This is a genomic window from Methylobacterium sp. CCH5-D2, from assembly GCF_001556475.1.
GTDB lineage: Bacteria > Pseudomonadota > Alphaproteobacteria > Rhizobiales > Beijerinckiaceae > Methylobacterium > Methylobacterium hispanicum.
The window spans coordinates 1-14,804 of sequence record NZ_LSIX01000222.1 but is presented as its reverse complement, the minus strand read 5'-3'; the positions used below and the strand labels follow the sequence as shown (position 1 = coordinate 14,804).

Here is a 14,804-nt window from a genome sequence, read left to right as displayed (position 1 = left end):
GCTTGCGGCGGGCGGCGCCACGCTCGGCTTCCTCATCGTCTCGTTCGGCCTCGTCCCGGCGCTCGACGCGCTCACCGGCCGCGACGTCGAGGCGCTGACCAACGGCTCGATCGCCTACCTGCCGGCCTTCCTGGCGCTCGGCGGCGTCGCGGCGCCGCTCGTCGCCGGCCAGACCTGCCATCGGGCCGCGGCCCGCCGCGCGGCGGGTCTGGCGCTCCTCGGAATCGCCGCCCTGTTCGGCCTCTCGCTCGCGGCGCGCACCCTCGACCGGGCGGCCTGCGGGACGATTCCCGTCGGCACGCACTGGCTCTGGCACCTCTTCAACGCGGGCGTCCTCTACGGGCTGATCACGACGGCCATCCGCTACCGGCAGCGCGTGCCGGACTGACGGCGCACCGCGGGCTCGCAGGTCCTTTGCGGGTTTCTTGCGGGTTTCTTGCGGGTGCGGACAAATCGTTGCATGAGTGCCGCGCCCGCCGGGGCGCGTCCGCGCTCCGCCGCTTGCCGGGCCCGGATAGGAACCATGACACACAGCCTCCGCCTCGGCGTCGCCGGCCTCGGCACCGTGGGTGCCTCCGTCGTCCGCATGATCGCGCGCCGCGCCGACGCGCTCTTCGCCGCGACCGGCCGGGAGATCCGCATCACCGCCGTCTCCTCGCGCGACCGGAACCGCGACCGCGGGCTCGACCTCTCCGGCATCCAGTGGTTCGACGATCCGGTGGCGCTCGCCCGCTCGGGCGCGGTCGATTGCGTGGTCGAGCTGATCGGCGGCTCGGAGGGGCCGGCCAAGGCCACCGTCGAGGCGGCGCTCGCCTCGGGCAAGCACGTGGTCACCGCCAACAAGGCGCTGCTCGCCCATCACGGCGCGGCGCTCGCGAAGGCCGCCGAGGCGGCGGGCGTGGCGCTGGCCTTCGAGGCCTCGGTCGCGGGCGGCATTCCCGTGGTGAAGGCGCTCCGCGAGGGTCTGCCCGGCAACGCGGTGAGCCGCGTCTACGGGATCCTCAACGGCACCTGCAACTACATCCTCTCGCGCATGGAGCGCGAGGGCCTGACCTTCGAGGCCTGCCTCAAGGACGCGCAGGCGCTGGGCTACGCCGAGGCCGACCCGACCTTCGACGTCGAGGGCTTCGACACCGCCCACAAGCTCGCCATCCTCACGAGCCTCGCCTTCGGCACCGTCGTGGACGCCGAGGGCGTCTCGGTCGAGGGCATCTCGCGGGTGCAGCCGCTCGATCTGCGCATGGCCGACGAGCTCGGCTACCGGATCAAGCTGCTCGGCGTCGCCCAGGCGACCGCGGCCGGCATCGAGCAGCGGGTGCACCCGACCATGGTGCCGAAATCCTCCGCCATCGCCCAGGTGATGGGCGTGACGAACGCCGTCACGGTCGATGCCGACGCGGTGGGCGAACTCACCCTGATCGGCCCGGGCGCGGGCGGCGAGGCCACCGCGTCCGCGGTCGTCGCCGACATCGCCGACGTTGCCGCGAACATGGCGGCCGGCCGCGTGCGCCCGACCTTCGGCCGACCGAGCGCCGCCTTGCGCCCGGCCGAGCGGGTCGAGATGCAGCGCCACGAGGGCGGCTACTACATCCGGCTCACCGTGCACGACCGCCCGGGCGTCGCCGCGGGCGTGGCCACCCGCATGGCCGAGCGCGAGATCTCGATCGAGAGCATCCTGCAGCGCCGCAGCGAGAACGCGGCGGTCAACGACCCGCGCGGGCGCTCCGGCCAGCCGGTGCCGCTGGTGCTGATCACCTACGCGGCCACGGAGGGGAACATCCGCGCCGCCCTCGACGCCATCGCGGCGGACGGCCTGCTCGCCGAGTCGCCTCAGCTGATCCGGATCGAGCGGGAATGATTCGTTAATCTGGAGTTGTAGGGGAAACCCGCGCGCTCCGGCCGGGTTGGGCGGAGACCGATCCGCCGCGTCCGTGCTATGCGGTCGGGCAGAGGAAGCTCCCGCGCGGCACGCGCCGCGCCGGGGGACGGCACCGGAAACATCCGGGCCGGGACGCGAGGGCAGGAACCATGTCTGAGGCGCCGCACGAGGGCTCGCGCAACGTCGCGATGCGCATCCTCGGCCTGGAACTCGCCCGCGTGACCGAGCGGGCGGCGATCGCCGCGGCGCGGCTGCGGGGACAGGGCAACGAGAAGGCCGCCGATCAGGCCGCCGTCGATGCGATGCGCGAGGAGCTGAACACCCTGCCGGTGGACGGCCGCGTGGTGATCGGCGAGGGCGAGCGCGACGAGGCGCCGATGCTCTACATCGGCGAGCGGCTCGGCCGCGGCGGGCTGGAGGTCGACATCGCGGTCGATCCGCTGGAAGGCACCACCCTCTGCGCCAAGGACATGCCCGGCGCCATCGCGGTGATGGCGATCGCCGAGCGCGGCGCCCTGCTCGCCGCACCCGACGTCTACATGCAGAAGATCGCGGTCGGCCCCGGCTATCCGGCGGGCGTGATCGATCTCGACGCGAGCCCGACCGACAACATCCTGGCGCTGGCCCGCGCCAAGGGCGTGCGCCCCCACCAGATCACCGCGCTCGTGCTCGACCGGCCGCGCCATGCCGGCCTCGTCGCCGAGATCCGCGACACGGGGGCGGGCGTGCGCCTGATCTCGGACGGCGACATCGCCGGCATCATCTTCACCACGAGCCCGGAGGAGACCGGGGTCGACATCTATCTGGGCACGGGGGCCGCCCCCGAGGGCGTGATCGCGGCGGCCGCGCTCCGCTGCACCGGCGGCCAGATGCAGGGCCGGCTGATCCTCGACTCCGCCGAGAAGCGGCGCCGGGCCGAGGGCATGGGCATCACCGAACCGAACCGGATCTACGACCTGACGGAGCTGGCGCGCGGCGACGTGATCGTGGCGGCGACCGGCGTCACCGACGGATCGCTGCTGCGCGGGGTACGCTTCCGCCCGAACGTGATCGAGACCGAGACCGTGGTCTACCGCTCCGCCACCGGCACGATCCGCCGCATCCGCGGCGAGCGGCGGCGCCTGGACGCGGGGGCCTAGGCCCGCGGGTTCCGTCCGGTTACGGGGATCGCTTCGTCTGGCGCGGATGCTCCCCCTCTTCGGCCGGGGGAGGGAGAGCGGCGCGGACTGCCCGGGCCCGAAGCCGCCTCATACCGTTTCCGGTCGATCGGTTCGGCCGCGCGCGGTGAACCGCGCCATGCCCCCTCTCCCATAGGGAGAGGGGGCCCGCGCTTCGTCCTGAGGCGATGCGTCAGACCGCACCGATCGACCGGAAACGGTATCAAACCTCCACCGTCAGCGGCACGCGGATGCGCCGGCCGCCGGGCTCGTCCAGGGCGCACCTGAGCTCGAGCCGCACCCGCGCTCCCGCCCGCTGCGCGGAAGCCGGCAGGTGGAGCCGGCACTGGACCACGGTGTCCCGCCCCGCGAGCGCGCGCCAGCGCACCGCGTGGCGGCGCCCGGCCCGCGTCCAGCGATCGCCGTCGTCCGGCTGGACGCTGAGCCGCGCGCCGCCGGGCGCCAGCACGTCCACGCCGTCGATCAGGACGTCGGCGGCCGCGGCGTTCGAGATCGCGAGGGCGAAGGCGTAGCCCTGCCGGCCCTGCCACGCGCCGACGAGCCGGCGCGCGGCGACCGGCGCGCCCTCCGGCACGGCCAAGGCGCCGCGCCGCCCGGCCCCGATGCGGAGGCCCGCGTACAGGATCGCGCCGGCCAGGAGCAGGAGGCCGGCCGCGGCGGCGAGGAGGGGCGTCGGCGGCATCAGGCCTCGGCGATCAGCGCCTCGATCCGGGCGATCTCCGCCCGGGTCTCGGCGATCACGGCCGGATCGACCGGGTCCTGCACGTCGTTCGTGTCGTGCAGGGCGAAGTAGTCGGCGTGCCGGCGCAACGCCTCGCTGGTGGCCCGGTCGGCGGCGGGCCCCTGGAGCTTGCGCCTGACGAAGGCGCTCCGGCTCTTGGTCGAGTAGTGGTTGACCCGCAGGTTGGTCCAGTCCGGCACCCGCGTGATCCCGCGCGCCGCGTAGGCGACGTCCCACTCGGCCGCGGCGCCGGACGCCGCGCGATAGAGCCCGTAATCCATGTCGATCGCGTGCACGTTGACGCCGAAGCCACGGAAGCGCTCGGGCCGGAAGACCGACTTGATGTGGTTGTTGAGCGGGTTCAGCTCGACCGCCCGCCGGTCGTACTGCTCGATCACGAGGCGCCCGGAATCGTGCTCCGCGCGGCCCGCGCTGCCGTAATTCGCCCAGTTCAGCGCCAGCGCGCTGACCGCGCCGTCGGCGCAGAGCTCCCCCAGCGTCTCGGGGATCGGGCGCCCGTTGGTCGGGACCAGGAACTCGTCGCAGTCGAGCGCCGCCAGCAGGTCGCAGGTCTCCCGCACCTCCGGCCGCGCCACCGTCTCGGCGTAGAACGCCGTCTGGAAGTAGCTGCGGCCGAGATAGTCGTAGCGGGTGACGATTCCGGCCCGGTCGAGCCGGCGCAGCAGGTCCGAGGTGGCGTCCGCACCGCCGTTGTCGGCGATGAAGAAGCGCGCGATCCCGCGGGTGCGGTGGTAGGCGAGCCATTCCAGCAGGTAGGGCGCCTCGTCGCGCGCGGGCGCGATCAGCCCGATCCGCGGCGGCCGGGACGGCGCCACGTAGCGCGCCGTCCCCAAAGGGGCGCCGGTCTCGGCGCTGTGCAGGGCGATCTTCGTGCCGACGGGGAAACCGTGGTCCAGCCGGAAGCCGGTCCGCAGGATGCCGCAGGCGCCGCGCGCCCGCACGTCCTCCCGGACCGCGCCGGCGACGAAGCGGAAGACCAGCACGTCGTCGGCCCGCACCTCGAGGATCGCCGGGCGCTCGCTGCCGTCCGGGCGGCGCATGCAGGCCCAGCCCGCGATCACGCGCCCGTCGATCGCCTCGATGGTCCCCAGCAGGGCATCGACATCCGCCAACCGAACCCCTCCCGCACTCGCCTCCGCGTGAGGCCCCGGGACGGCGCTCAGCCCAGCACGACGACCTTCGCGCCGACCGGGACCCGGCCGTAGAGGTCGATCGCGTCCTGGTTGATCATCCGGATGCAGCCCGAGGAGACCGACTGGCCGATCGAGTAGGGCTCCAGCGTGCCGTGGATGCGGTAGAGCGTGTCCTTGTTGTTCTGCCAGAGGTAGAGGGCGCGCGCGCCGAGCGGGTTGCGGGTACCGCCCGCGACGCCGAGGCCGCTCTGGAGCTTGTCGATCTGCGCGGCGAGGTCGGGCCGGCGCGCGATCATCTCCTTGGGCGGGTACCAGTCCGGCCAGGCCTGCTTGGAGTTCACCGTGGCGATGCCCGACCACGAGAAGCCCTGCTTGCCCACGCCGACGCCGTAGCGGCGGGCGCGCCCGCCCGTCTGCACCAGCGTGAGGTGCCGGGCGCGCGGATCGACAACGATCGTGCCCGGCTCATGGGGACCCGAATAGGCGATCTCCTGGCGCAGGAAGGCCGGGCTCATCTTCTTGTAGTTGAAGGCCGCGATCGGGAAGGCGTCGTCGGTGATCGCCGCGTAGGCGCGGGCGTAGTCAATCGGCCCGTCATCGACCGGGCGCTCGACCACGCTGCGCTGCGCGGGCGGCTGGCCGGGCTGCGGGGCAGGCCCCGGACCGGGCTCCGCCACGGGCCCGCGACCGGGCACCGCCCCCTCGTCGCCGAGCACGGGACGGCCGAACTCGACCCGGCCCGTATAGGGCTCGTAGCGGCCGTTGCGGCGGCGGTAGAAGGCGCCGTTCTGGTCCTGGTAGAGCAGGTCGTCGTCGTAGCCACCGCTGCCCCCCGGCACGAGGCCGACGCGCTGGGCGAGGGCGGGCAGAGGCCCGCCGAGGGAGAGGGCCGCCGCCGATCCGGCGAGCAGGAGGCGGCGCGAGAGGCCGGTCTTGAGATCCGACATGGCTTGAGCGTAGGACGTCCCTGATGGTGCCCGGCACAGCGCGTGCGGGCCACGGCGCGACCTTGCGCCGGCTGCCCCCGGAACGGCCAAGGTCGTCCGGTCAAGCTCTAGCAAAGTCAAGGCTCGTCTGAAACCTGTACGGCGGCGCGGGTCAGCCCTGCGCGGCCCGCCGTCGATTTCGCGCAACAGGTCCTTCACGGCCGCGTGAGCTGCGCAGGTCCGCGCCATCTCCCGCCCTGTCGGAGCCCGCGCTGCCCGCACCTGAGGCATTATTCCCAGGCCGCACGCCCCGGGCCGGCGGCAGGACAGGGCAGGACAGGGCAGGGCAGGGCGGCCCGCGGGTTGGCACGCTTGCTGCAATGGTCGCTTCAGCCGCGACAGCGCGGCGCCCCGGGGCAACGACGCCCCGACAAGCGGACGGTGTGAGTCCGGCCCCTCCGGCACGTGCGGTCGCCCCCCCGGGGCGACGCACCGCGAACTCGACGAGCACCCGCAGATGGCCAGCTTCAAGACCGTGATGAAGTCGGGACACCCCCCGACGCTCTTCGCCGCGTTCCTGTACTTCGATTTCTGCTTCGCGATCTGGGTGCTGAACGGGGCGATGGGCCCGTTCATCACCGAGACCTACGGCCTCACCCCGGCCCAGACCGGCTTCATGATCTCGCTGCCGATCCTGGCGGGCGCGATCATGCGCTTCCCGCTGGGCGTGCTCGCCCAGTATATCGGCCGCAAGAACGCCGCCCTCACCGAGATGGGCGTCATCGTGCTGGCGATGATCTACGGCTTCTTCTTCGTGGCGAGCTACAACGACGTGCTGGCGATGGGCGTGCTGCTCGGCATCGCGGGCGCCTCGTTCGGCGTGGCGCTCTCGCTCGGATCCGGCTGGTTCCCGCCCGAGCACAAGGGGCTCGCCATGGGCATCGCGGGCGCCGGCAACTCGGGCACGGTGCTCGCCGTGCTGTTCGCGCCCCCGCTCGCCCAGGCCTACGGCTGGCAGACGGTCTACGGCTTCGCGGGCGCCGTGATGCTCCTCCCGATCGCCGTGATGATCGGGCTCGCCAAGGAGCCGCCGGACAACCATCGGCAGACCTTCCGCGAGCACGTCTCCTGCCTGTTCACCAAGGACGGCTGGGCCTTCTCGCTGATCTACATCATCACCTTCGGGGGCTTCATCGGCCTGTCGAACTTCCTGCCGACCTTCTTCTACGAGAGCTTCGGCGTCACGAAGGTCGAGGCCGGGCGCCTCACCATGCTGGCGGCGCTGATGGGCTCCGGCATCCGCATCCTCGGCGGCTACTTCGCCGACCGGATGGGCGGGATCCTGGTGCTGACCGTGGTGCTGATGGCCGCGATCGGCTCGTTCCTGGCGCTCACCGCCGCGCCGTCGCTGGCGCTCACCACGATCCTGTTCATGCTCTGCTTCGCCGCGCTCGGGGCCGGCAACGGCGCCCTGTTCCAGCTCGTGCCGCTGCGCTGGCCGAACAACACCGCGGTCGCGGGCTCGATGATCGGCGAGGTGGGCGCGCTCGGCGGCGCCATCCTGCCGAATGTGATGGGCCTCTCGAAGCAGTACACGGGCGGCTTCGCGCCGGGCTTCGTCGGCTACGCGGCCTTCACGCTGGTGGTGCTGGGCTGCCTGTTCGTCTGGCAGCGCAAATGGGTGGGCGCCTGGGTCGGCCCGCGCGGCAAGGTGCTGGAGGCCGGTGCCCGTGCCGAGGCCCCGGGCGCTCTGAAGCCCGCCACCGCCTGAGGGCAGGCGCCGCGCGCGGACGGGAGCCTTGCGGGCCCCCGTTCCCGTTCGGGCGGCTTGATCGGCCGGCCCGCCCGGGCCAGACCGGGGCTCAGGACACGCCGACCCGAGCCGCCGATGACCGACCAGCCCACCGACGAACTCCTGTTCTCGCAGGACGAGGCCGGCATCGCCCGGATCGTGCTGAACCGGCCCCAGGCCCGCAACGCGCTGACCTTCGCGATGTACGAGGGCCTCGTCACCCTGTGCGAGCGGATCGCCGCCGACCCGGCCGCGAAGGTGCTGGTGATCACGGGCGCCGGGGACCGGGCCTTCGCGGCCGGCACCGACATCGCCCAGTTCCGCGAGGTCCGCACCGCCGACGACGCGCTCGCCTACGAGCGCTTCATGGACAAGGTGCTGGGAACCCTGGAGCGGCTGCGGGTGCCGACGATCGCGTCGATCGCGGGCGCCTGCACAGGCGGCGGCGCAGCGATCGCTGCGGCCTGCGACCTGCGCGTCGCCACCGCGGACGCGCGCCTGGGCTTCCCGATCGCCCGCACGCTCGGCAACTGCCTGTCGGTGGCCAATCTCGGGCGCCTCGCGAACCTCGTCGGCCCGGCCCGGGTGAAGGACATGATCTTCACCGCCCGGCTCCTGGGCGCCGAGGAGGCTCTGGCCATCGGTCTCGTCGGCGAGGTGGTGGCGGACGCCCAGGCCCTGCGGGACCGCACCGACGCCCTCGCCGGGCTCGTCGCCGGCCATGCGCCGCTCACCCTCCGGGCCACCAAGGAGGGCCTGCGCCGGCTGGCGGAGGACGCCGCGGATCCGGACGACGACCTGATCCTCTCCTGCTATCTCAGCGCCGATTTCCGCGAGGGAATGGAGGCGTTCCTGGCCAAGCGCCCGCCGGTCTGGACCGGGCGCTGAGGCGCCCCGAGCGGCTCAGCCGGCCGCCGCCTCCGCGCCGACGCGGGCGGCGAGCACGGCCTTCTTGCCGCGGATATGCGCGCGCATCAGCGCCGAGAGGCCGGCGCCGTCCCGGGCGCGCAGCAGGACGACCATGCGGGCGTGCTCCTCAACCGCGCGGGCCCACTCCGCCTCCGTCTGGTGGACGGAGTAGCGCGAGCGCTGGATGCGGCCCGACAGACCGAGGTAGATCGAGGTGAGGACGGCGTTCCGGGCGGCCGACATGATCGCCTCGTGGATGCGCCGGTTGAGCGGGTAGTAGCGCGCCGCGTCGCCCGCCCGCCACGCCTCGACCATCTGGCGGTGGTCGTCCTCGATCGCCGCGATCTCGTCCTCGGTGGCGGCGGCGCAGGCGAGGTCGGCCGCGGTCGCCTCGAGCCCCGCGATCACCTCCAGCATCTCCTCGATCTCGCGCTGGGAGATGCTCGCCACCCGGGCGCCCCGGTTCGGCAGCAGTTCGAGCAGCCCCTCGGTCGCCAGGATCTTGATCGCCTCGCGCAGGGGCGTGCGCGAGATGCCGAAGCGCTCGGTCAGTTCGCCCTCGTTGATGCGCGCCAGCGGCTCCATCTCGCCGGACTGGATCAGTGCCCGCATCCGCTCGGCGACCTCGTCGTGGAGGTAGCGGCGGTGAATTCCGATGCCGGGGTCGATCCTGTTCATCGGCCGGGGCCCGATCCGCGTGACCTGTCGTGCGCAATCGTACGTTTAGTTCGGCTCGATATGCGTGTCCATGCACAAGAGTGCAGGTTCGCCCTCGGGTGGTCGGGACGGCACGGGCGATGCTAAGCCGCCGGACCCGAACCGGAGACGTGACGATGCCCCTCGATGCGCCGGCCTACGCCGCCCTGGAACGCACCTTCGCCCGCCTCTCGGCGCTGAGCGGCGCGTCCGGCATCCTCGGGTGGGATTCTCAGACCCAGATGCCGGACGGCGCAGCGGCGGGGCGCGCCGACCAGATCGCGGTGCTGCACGGGCTCGCGCACGAGATCCTGACCGGGCCGCAGGTCGCCGACCGTCTGGCCGAGGCCGGCGCGGAGGCGCTGGGGCCGGAGCAGCGCACGAACCTCGCCGAGATGGAGCGCGCCCACCGCCACGCCGCGGCGGTGCCGCAGGATCTGGTGGAGGCGAGTTCCCGCGCGGTCTCGCGCTGCGAGATGACCTGGCGCTCCGCCCGCGCGGATTCGGACTTCGCCCGGCTCGCGCCCGAACTCGCCGAGGTGCTGCGCCTGCAGCGGGAGATCGGCGCCGCCAAGGGCGCGGCGCTCGGCCTCGCGCCCTACGACGCGCTCCTCGACGGCTACGATCCGGGCCTGCGCCGCGCGACCATCGACCCGCTCTTCGCCGAGCTGCGGGCGTGGCTGCCCGGCACGATCGCGGCGATCCGCGAGCGGCAGGCGGCGGGCCCGCACCCCGTCCCGACGGAGGGCCCCTTCCCGGTCGAGACGCAGCGCGCGGTCGGGCTCCGGCTGATGGAGGCGCTCGGCTTCGACTTCGCCCGCGGGCGGCTCGACATCAGCCTGCACCCGTTCTGCGGCGGCGCCACCGACGACGTGCGCATCACCACCCGGTACGACGACGCCGACTACGCCCGCGCCCTGATGGGCGTGCTGCACGAGACCGGCCACGCCCTCTACGAGCAGGGCCGGCCCACCGCGTGGCGCCGCCAGCCCGCGGGCGAGGCGCGCGGCATGACGCTGCACGAGAGCCAGAGCCTGATCGTCGAGATGCAGGCCTGCCGCTCCGAGGCGTTCTTCCACTACCTCGCGCCGCTCCTGCGGGAGGCCTTCGGGCGCTCGGGCCCGGCCTGGGAGGCGCAGAACCTGCACCGCCTCGCCACCCGCGTCGAGCCGGGGTTCATCCGGGTGGACGCGGACGAGGCGACCTACCCGGCCCACATCCTGCTCCGCTACGAGCTGGAGACGGCGCTGATCGCGGGCGACCTCGCGGTCGCCGACCTGCCGGGCGCCTTCAACGAGCGCGTGCGGGCGCTTCTGGGGCTCGACGTGCCGAACGACCGGCTCGGCTGCCTGCAGGACATCCACTGGCCGGGCGGCGCCTGGGGCTATTTCCCGACCTACACGCTGGGCGCGCTCGCGGCCGCTCAGCTCTTCGGGGCGGCCAGAGCGGCGGCGCCCGACCTGCTGCCGGGGCTGGCCCGGGGCGATTTCGCGCCGCTGCGGGACTGGCTGCGGGCCAACGTCCACGCCCGGGCGAGCCTCGCCGACACGGACACGATCCTCACCGAGGCGACCGGGCGCCCGCTCGGCACCGCGGCGTTCCGGGCCCACATCGAGGCGCGGTACCTGGGTTAGGCAGCCAGTCCCGGATCCCAAAGGTCGAGACCTTTGGCGGGTGCAGGCAAGGGGTTGGATCTTGGCCCTGCTGTCGATCCCTGGCCCCGGCCCTGCCGGGGCCCGGGATCGCAACCCGGGGCGCCGCCCCGGGACCCCGCCCAAGGGCCTGAGGCCCCTGGGGATCCCCGACGGGGTCACAGCTCCAGCACGTCGACCGCCGCCCCGAGCCGGCTGCGGGCGAGGTCGGCGACGTGGCGGTGGTGCGTGAACAGGATCGGCTGCACCCGAGCCCCGATCGCCGCGAGCGCCTCCAGGCCGTGCGCGGTGCGGGCGTCGTCGAAGGTGAGGAAGAGGTCGTCGCCCACGAAGGGCGCCGGCTCCGCGCGGGCCGCGTAATCCTCCAGATAGGCCAGTCGCAGGGCGAGGTAGAGCTGGTCGCGCGTGCCCTCGCTCAGGCCGTCCACCGGCACCAGCTCGCCGGAGGCGCGCCGGCCGGTCAGCCGCGGCTCGTCGCCCGCGTCGTAGTCCTGCGCGAGCCCCGCGAAGGCGCCGCCGGTCAATCCCGAGAACAGGGCGCCGGCGCGGGTCAGCAAGGGGTCCTGCTGGCCGGCGCGCTGGCGGCCGATCGCGGTGCCGATGAGGAGGCCCGCGAGCCGCAGCACCGCCCAGCGCCGGGCCTCGCCGGCGAGTTCCGCCTCCGCGGCCTTGCGCTGGGCGAGCGCCAGCTCGGCGCCGGTGCCGCCCGCTAGCTCCTCGCGGCGGCGCTCGGCCCGGTCGCGGTCGGCGAAGGCCGCCTTGCCGCGCTGGTCGAGCGCCTCCTCCTCCAGGGCGAGACCGCGCAGCGCCGCCTCGATCGCGTCGGGCGAGGTGCCGGCGAGGTCGGCACGCAGTTCCGCCTCGGCGACCCCGTCCGAGACCCGGGCGAGGTCGGCCCGGCGGCTCTCCAGCGCCTGGCGCAGCGCCCGCCGCGCCGTGAGGCGCGCGTGGAGCGCGGCGGGCTCCTCCGCCGGCCCGTCCGGATGCTCGGCGCGAGTCTCTGCGCGAGACTCGGCGCGCACCTCGGCGAGATGCCCGGCGAGCGCGGCCGACGCCGTCCCGCGCGCGGCCTCGGCGGCCGCCAGGGCCTCGGCGGCCTCGCGGCGGCGGCGTTCGAGGTCGGTGCGGCGGGCGCGCCGCTCCTGCGCCTCACCCAGGCGGCCGTGCAGGGCCTTCATGGCGGCCGTGGAAGGAAGCCCGACGAGGTCGGGAGCGAGCGCGGCCACGAGGGCGTCGGCCCCCGCCCGGTAGGCCTCCATGTCGCGGCTCAGGCCCGCGATGCGGCGCTGCTGGTGTTCCAGGGCGGCCAGGGCCGCCGGCACCGCGGCCCAGGCGGCCAGAGCGCTGTCGGCCTCGTCGGGGCCGGCCGCGCCGTCGAGGCCGATCAGGGGCAGGGCCCGGCCCCAGGCCTCCCGCCAGACCGCCTCGCGGGCGCGCGCCTCGGCAAGGTCGGCCGCGCGGCGAGCGGCCTGCTCGGCGGCGGCGCGGGCGCGCCCCTCCGCCTCGCGGGCGCGCTCCCAGGCCTCGCCGAGGGCGGCGACGCGCTCCTCGATCCGGGCCAGAATCAGGCCGGGATCGAGGCCGGGCAGGAGGTCGAGCCCGGCCCGCGCCGCGAGCGCCGCCAGCGGCGCGCGGGCGGCCTCGACGCGCTCGACGAGACGGCGCTGCTCGATGCTCTGCGTCTCGACCGCGGCGAGCGCGTCGAGGAGCGTCTGGACCTCGCCGAGCCAGGCGGCCATCTCGGCGGGCGGGGCGGCCGCGAGGCCGGCGGGCAACCAGGCCGCCTGCCAGGCGGCCTCGGCCTCGGCGCGGGCGGTCTCGATCGCGGCGAGGTCCCGGTCGGCGGCCTCGACCTCCTCCGTCTCGGCCTCCAGGCGGACCCGGTCGGCGGCCTGCTCGGCGGCGCGGGCGGCGTCGCGCACGAGGTCGTCCGCGGCCCGGTCGGCCGCCATGACCGCCTCTCGCACCGCCTCCCGCACCGCCTCCCGCGCGTCCTCGTGCGAGCGCCGCCCCGGCTCGGCACCCGGGCCCGCCTCGATCAGCGCGTCGCGCTCGGCGCGCAGGCGGGCGAGGTCGGCCAGCGAGGGCAGGGGGCCGGCGCCCTCCCGGAGCCGCAGGCGCAGCCGCGTCGCGGCGGCGGCCTGGGCGGTCGCGGCCTGCCGCTCGAGGGCGCGCTCGCGGCGGCGCTCGAGCGCCTCGAAGGCGCGCCGATGGCGGGCGATCGCCTCGGGAGCGGGGAGCGCCACCTGCGCCAGCGCGGCGAGATCGGGAACCGGGGGGCTGAGCCGCCCGGCCTGGAGCCAGAGCAGCCCCGCCTCCCGGCGCACGGTCGCGTCGATCTCGTCCCGGCGGGCGACCTCGCCCCGCAAGCCGGCGAGGGCGCGCAGATCCGCCCGCAGGGGGGCGGGGTCGATCGCGGGTTCGGGCGGCGCGGCCTCCGGGCCCGGCCGGGCCCCGGCCGCGTCCCGGGTCAGGCGCGCGATCTCGGCGGCGAGCGCCCGGCCCTCGCGCACCAGCCCCTCGACCCGGCTGCGCGCGGCGTCGGAGGGCTGGCGGCTCTTCAGCGCGGCGGCGTCGGGCAGGCCGATCCGGGCGGCCAGCCGGGCGAGGTCGAGGCCGAGCCCGTCCGCCTCGGCCCGGATGCGTGGCAGGTCCTGGGCGTCCTTGTCGTGGCGGGCGATCCCGCGAAAGGCCTCCAGCACCGCCTCGGCCCGGGCGAGCAGCCCCTCGTCGAGGGGGAGGGCGGCGAGTTCCTGCTCGGCCCGGTCCAGAACCTCCGCCGCCCGGACCGCCCCGTCGCGGGCCGCCTGCTCCGCGGCGATGCGGGCGCCGAGCGCGTCGATCCAGGCATCCGTCCATTGGCCGGGCCGGTCCGCCTCGTCGCGCGCGGCGGCCTCGTCGGCGGCGTCGAGCGCCTGGATCAGCGGCGCGACCCGCTTCAGGCGGGCGAGCCGGGCCTGCGCGCCGGCGATGCGGCGGCGCTCGGCGTGGATCGCGTCGAGGCGCGTGCCAGCCTCCGCGATCTCCTCGTTGAGGTCGCGCCAGTCGCCGGCCCGCAGCTCGCCCTGGCGGATCGCCTTGCGGGCCTCCTCGTAGCGGCCGAGCGCCTGGTAGAAGGTGCGCTCGCGGGCGGCGCGGGGCATGAAGATGCCGGCGGCCTCCTCCTCAAGCCGGCCCTGCAGCGCCCGGTATCCGCGCAAGCCGGAGGCCGCCGCGAACAGGCTGGCGCCGAGCTCGCCCTCGGCCTCGAGCATCTCGGCCGCACCCGCCCGGAGCGAGGCCGCGTCGAGCCCGAAGGCCCGGCAGAACACCTCGCGGGAGAGGCCGCCGAGGAAGGGCGCGAGGCTGTCGTCGGGGAGCCCCGAATCGGCCGCGTCCACCAGGGTGTTCTTGCGGCCCTTGCGGCGGCGGAAGCGTAGGCGGCGCCCGTCCGCCGCCCGGATCTCGGCGCCCAGCCGCAGCGCGGGCATGTCGTGCCGGAAGGCGTAGCGGGTGCGCTCCTCGATGCCGAAGAGCAGGTCGGTGACGGCGGCGAGCGCCGAGCTCTTGCCGGCCTCGTTGGCGCCGAGCACCACGTGCAGCCGCGCGTCCTCCCGGAACCGCACCGTGCGGTCGGTGAAGGGGCCGTAGCGCTCGAGGTCGAGGGCGAGGATCCGCATCGGTGCCTCAGCAGCTTCGGCCGCCGAGCCGGCCGAGCACCAGCGCCTCCGCCTCGGCGCAGAGCGCGTCGAGCTCGGCGGCGAGGTCGGCCTCCTCGGGGCTCAGCGTCGCCGGCATCTTCGCGGCGATCTCGGCGAGCGCGGCCCGGGCCCGGGCGCGGAAATCCGGGTCGCGGTCGATGTCGGCGAGGAGCCCGGCCGGGTCGATCGCGGCGGCGAGGCCCGCCGGGGCGGGGAG

General features: G+C 75.0%; 10 protein-coding genes and 2 pseudogenes. 6 read left to right on the top strand and 6 right to left on the bottom strand.

What is annotated here, in order from left to right:
- From AX737_RS34130 to glpX, 3 genes and pseudogenes are all read left to right on the top strand, one after another.
- Positions 1-388, top strand: a pseudogene (locus AX737_RS34130) (hypothetical protein); the annotation flags it as partial.
- A 135-nt stretch (positions 389-523) separates the two neighbouring features.
- Positions 524-1,858 carry a homoserine dehydrogenase gene (locus AX737_RS05735; protein WP_066919733.1) on the top strand — a complete coding sequence of 445 codons (1,335 nt, stop codon included), beginning with the start codon at positions 524-526 and terminating at the stop codon, positions 1,856-1,858.
- Positions 1,859-2,028: 170 nt separating this feature from the next.
- Entirely contained in the window at positions 2,029-3,018 is a 990-nt protein-coding gene (glpX, locus tag AX737_RS05730; RefSeq protein WP_066919730.1) for a class II fructose-bisphosphatase, read from the top strand.
- A 241-nt stretch (positions 3,019-3,259) separates the two neighbouring features.
- Here the strand turns inward: glpX and AX737_RS05725 are convergent, their stop codons facing one another.
- The 3 genes from AX737_RS05725 to AX737_RS05715 are packed head-to-tail and all read right to left on the bottom strand — an operon-like array spanning position 3,260 to position 5,879.
- Positions 3,260-3,739, bottom strand: coding sequence for a hypothetical protein (locus tag AX737_RS05725; protein ID WP_066919729.1), 480 nt, complete (start codon positions 3,737-3,739; stop codon positions 3,260-3,262).
- Positions 3,739-4,911 carry a glycosyltransferase family 2 protein gene (locus AX737_RS05720; RefSeq protein WP_066919727.1) on the bottom strand — a complete coding sequence of 391 codons (1,173 nt, stop codon included), beginning with the start codon at positions 4,909-4,911 and terminating at the stop codon, positions 3,739-3,741. Before AX737_RS05720 ends, AX737_RS05725 begins: the two co-directional genes overlap by 1 nt.
- A gap of 47 nt (positions 4,912-4,958) precedes the next feature.
- Complete coding sequence (locus AX737_RS05715; protein ID WP_066919725.1) at positions 4,959-5,879, bottom strand: L,D-transpeptidase; 921 nt, start codon at positions 5,877-5,879, stop codon at positions 4,959-4,961.
- 496 nt (positions 5,880-6,375) lie between these two features.
- On the opposite strand from AX737_RS05715, the gene AX737_RS05710 reads away from it, so the two are divergent.
- Positions 6,376-7,629: an MFS transporter gene (locus AX737_RS05710; protein ID WP_066919723.1), complete on the top strand. Its 1,254-nt coding sequence runs from the start codon at positions 6,376-6,378 to the stop codon at positions 7,627-7,629.
- Between the two features lie 117 nt (positions 7,630-7,746).
- On the top strand, positions 7,747-8,538 hold the full coding sequence (locus AX737_RS05705; protein WP_066919721.1) for an enoyl-CoA hydratase/isomerase family protein: 792 nt from the start codon (positions 7,747-7,749) through the stop codon (positions 8,536-8,538).
- Positions 8,539-8,553: 15 nt separating this feature from the next.
- Here AX737_RS05705 and AX737_RS05700 read toward each other — a convergent pair whose 3' ends face one another.
- Positions 8,554-9,237, bottom strand: a complete 684-nt coding sequence (locus tag AX737_RS05700; RefSeq protein ID WP_066919719.1) for a GntR family transcriptional regulator — start codon at positions 9,235-9,237, stop codon at positions 8,554-8,556.
- Between the two features lie 155 nt (positions 9,238-9,392).
- Here AX737_RS05700 and AX737_RS05695 point away from each other — a divergent pair, with 155 nt between their 5' ends.
- The gene (locus tag AX737_RS05695) at positions 9,393-10,889 is read left to right on the top strand and encodes a carboxypeptidase M32 (protein WP_066919717.1); all 1,497 of its coding nucleotides are present in this window, start codon (positions 9,393-9,395) and stop codon (positions 10,887-10,889) included.
- A 176-nt stretch (positions 10,890-11,065) separates the two neighbouring features.
- Here AX737_RS05695 and AX737_RS05690 read toward each other — a convergent pair whose 3' ends face one another.
- Positions 11,066-14,566, bottom strand: a complete 3,501-nt coding sequence (locus AX737_RS05690) for a YhaN family protein (protein WP_066919715.1) — start codon at positions 14,564-14,566, stop codon at positions 11,066-11,068.
- 7 nt (positions 14,567-14,573) lie between these two features.
- Positions 14,574-14,804 (bottom strand): annotated as a pseudogene (locus tag AX737_RS34125) (DNA repair exonuclease); the annotation flags it as partial.

Coding starts and splice junctions, on each gene's coding strand:
- AX737_RS05735 (WP_066919733.1), top strand. CDS start 524: ATGACACACAGCCTCCGCCTCGGCGTCGCCGGCCTCGGCACCGTGGGT.
- glpX (WP_066919730.1), top strand. CDS start 2,029: ATGTCTGAGGCGCCGCACGAGGGCTCGCGCAACGTCGCGATGCGCATC.
- AX737_RS05690 (WP_066919715.1), bottom strand. CDS start 14,566: ATGCGGATCCTCGCCCTCGACCTCGAGCGCTACGGCCCCTTCACCGAC.
- AX737_RS05725 (WP_066919729.1), bottom strand. CDS start 3,739: ATGCCGCCGACGCCCCTCCTCGCCGCCGCGGCCGGCCTCCTGCTCCTG.
- AX737_RS05715 (WP_066919725.1), bottom strand. CDS start 5,879: ATGTCGGATCTCAAGACCGGCCTCTCGCGCCGCCTCCTGCTCGCCGGA.
- AX737_RS05695 (WP_066919717.1), top strand. CDS start 9,393: ATGCCCCTCGATGCGCCGGCCTACGCCGCCCTGGAACGCACCTTCGCC.
- AX737_RS05700 (WP_066919719.1), bottom strand. CDS start 9,237: ATGAACAGGATCGACCCCGGCATCGGAATTCACCGCCGCTACCTCCAC.
- AX737_RS05705 (WP_066919721.1), top strand. CDS start 7,747: ATGACCGACCAGCCCACCGACGAACTCCTGTTCTCGCAGGACGAGGCC.
- AX737_RS05710 (WP_066919723.1), top strand. CDS start 6,376: ATGGCCAGCTTCAAGACCGTGATGAAGTCGGGACACCCCCCGACGCTC.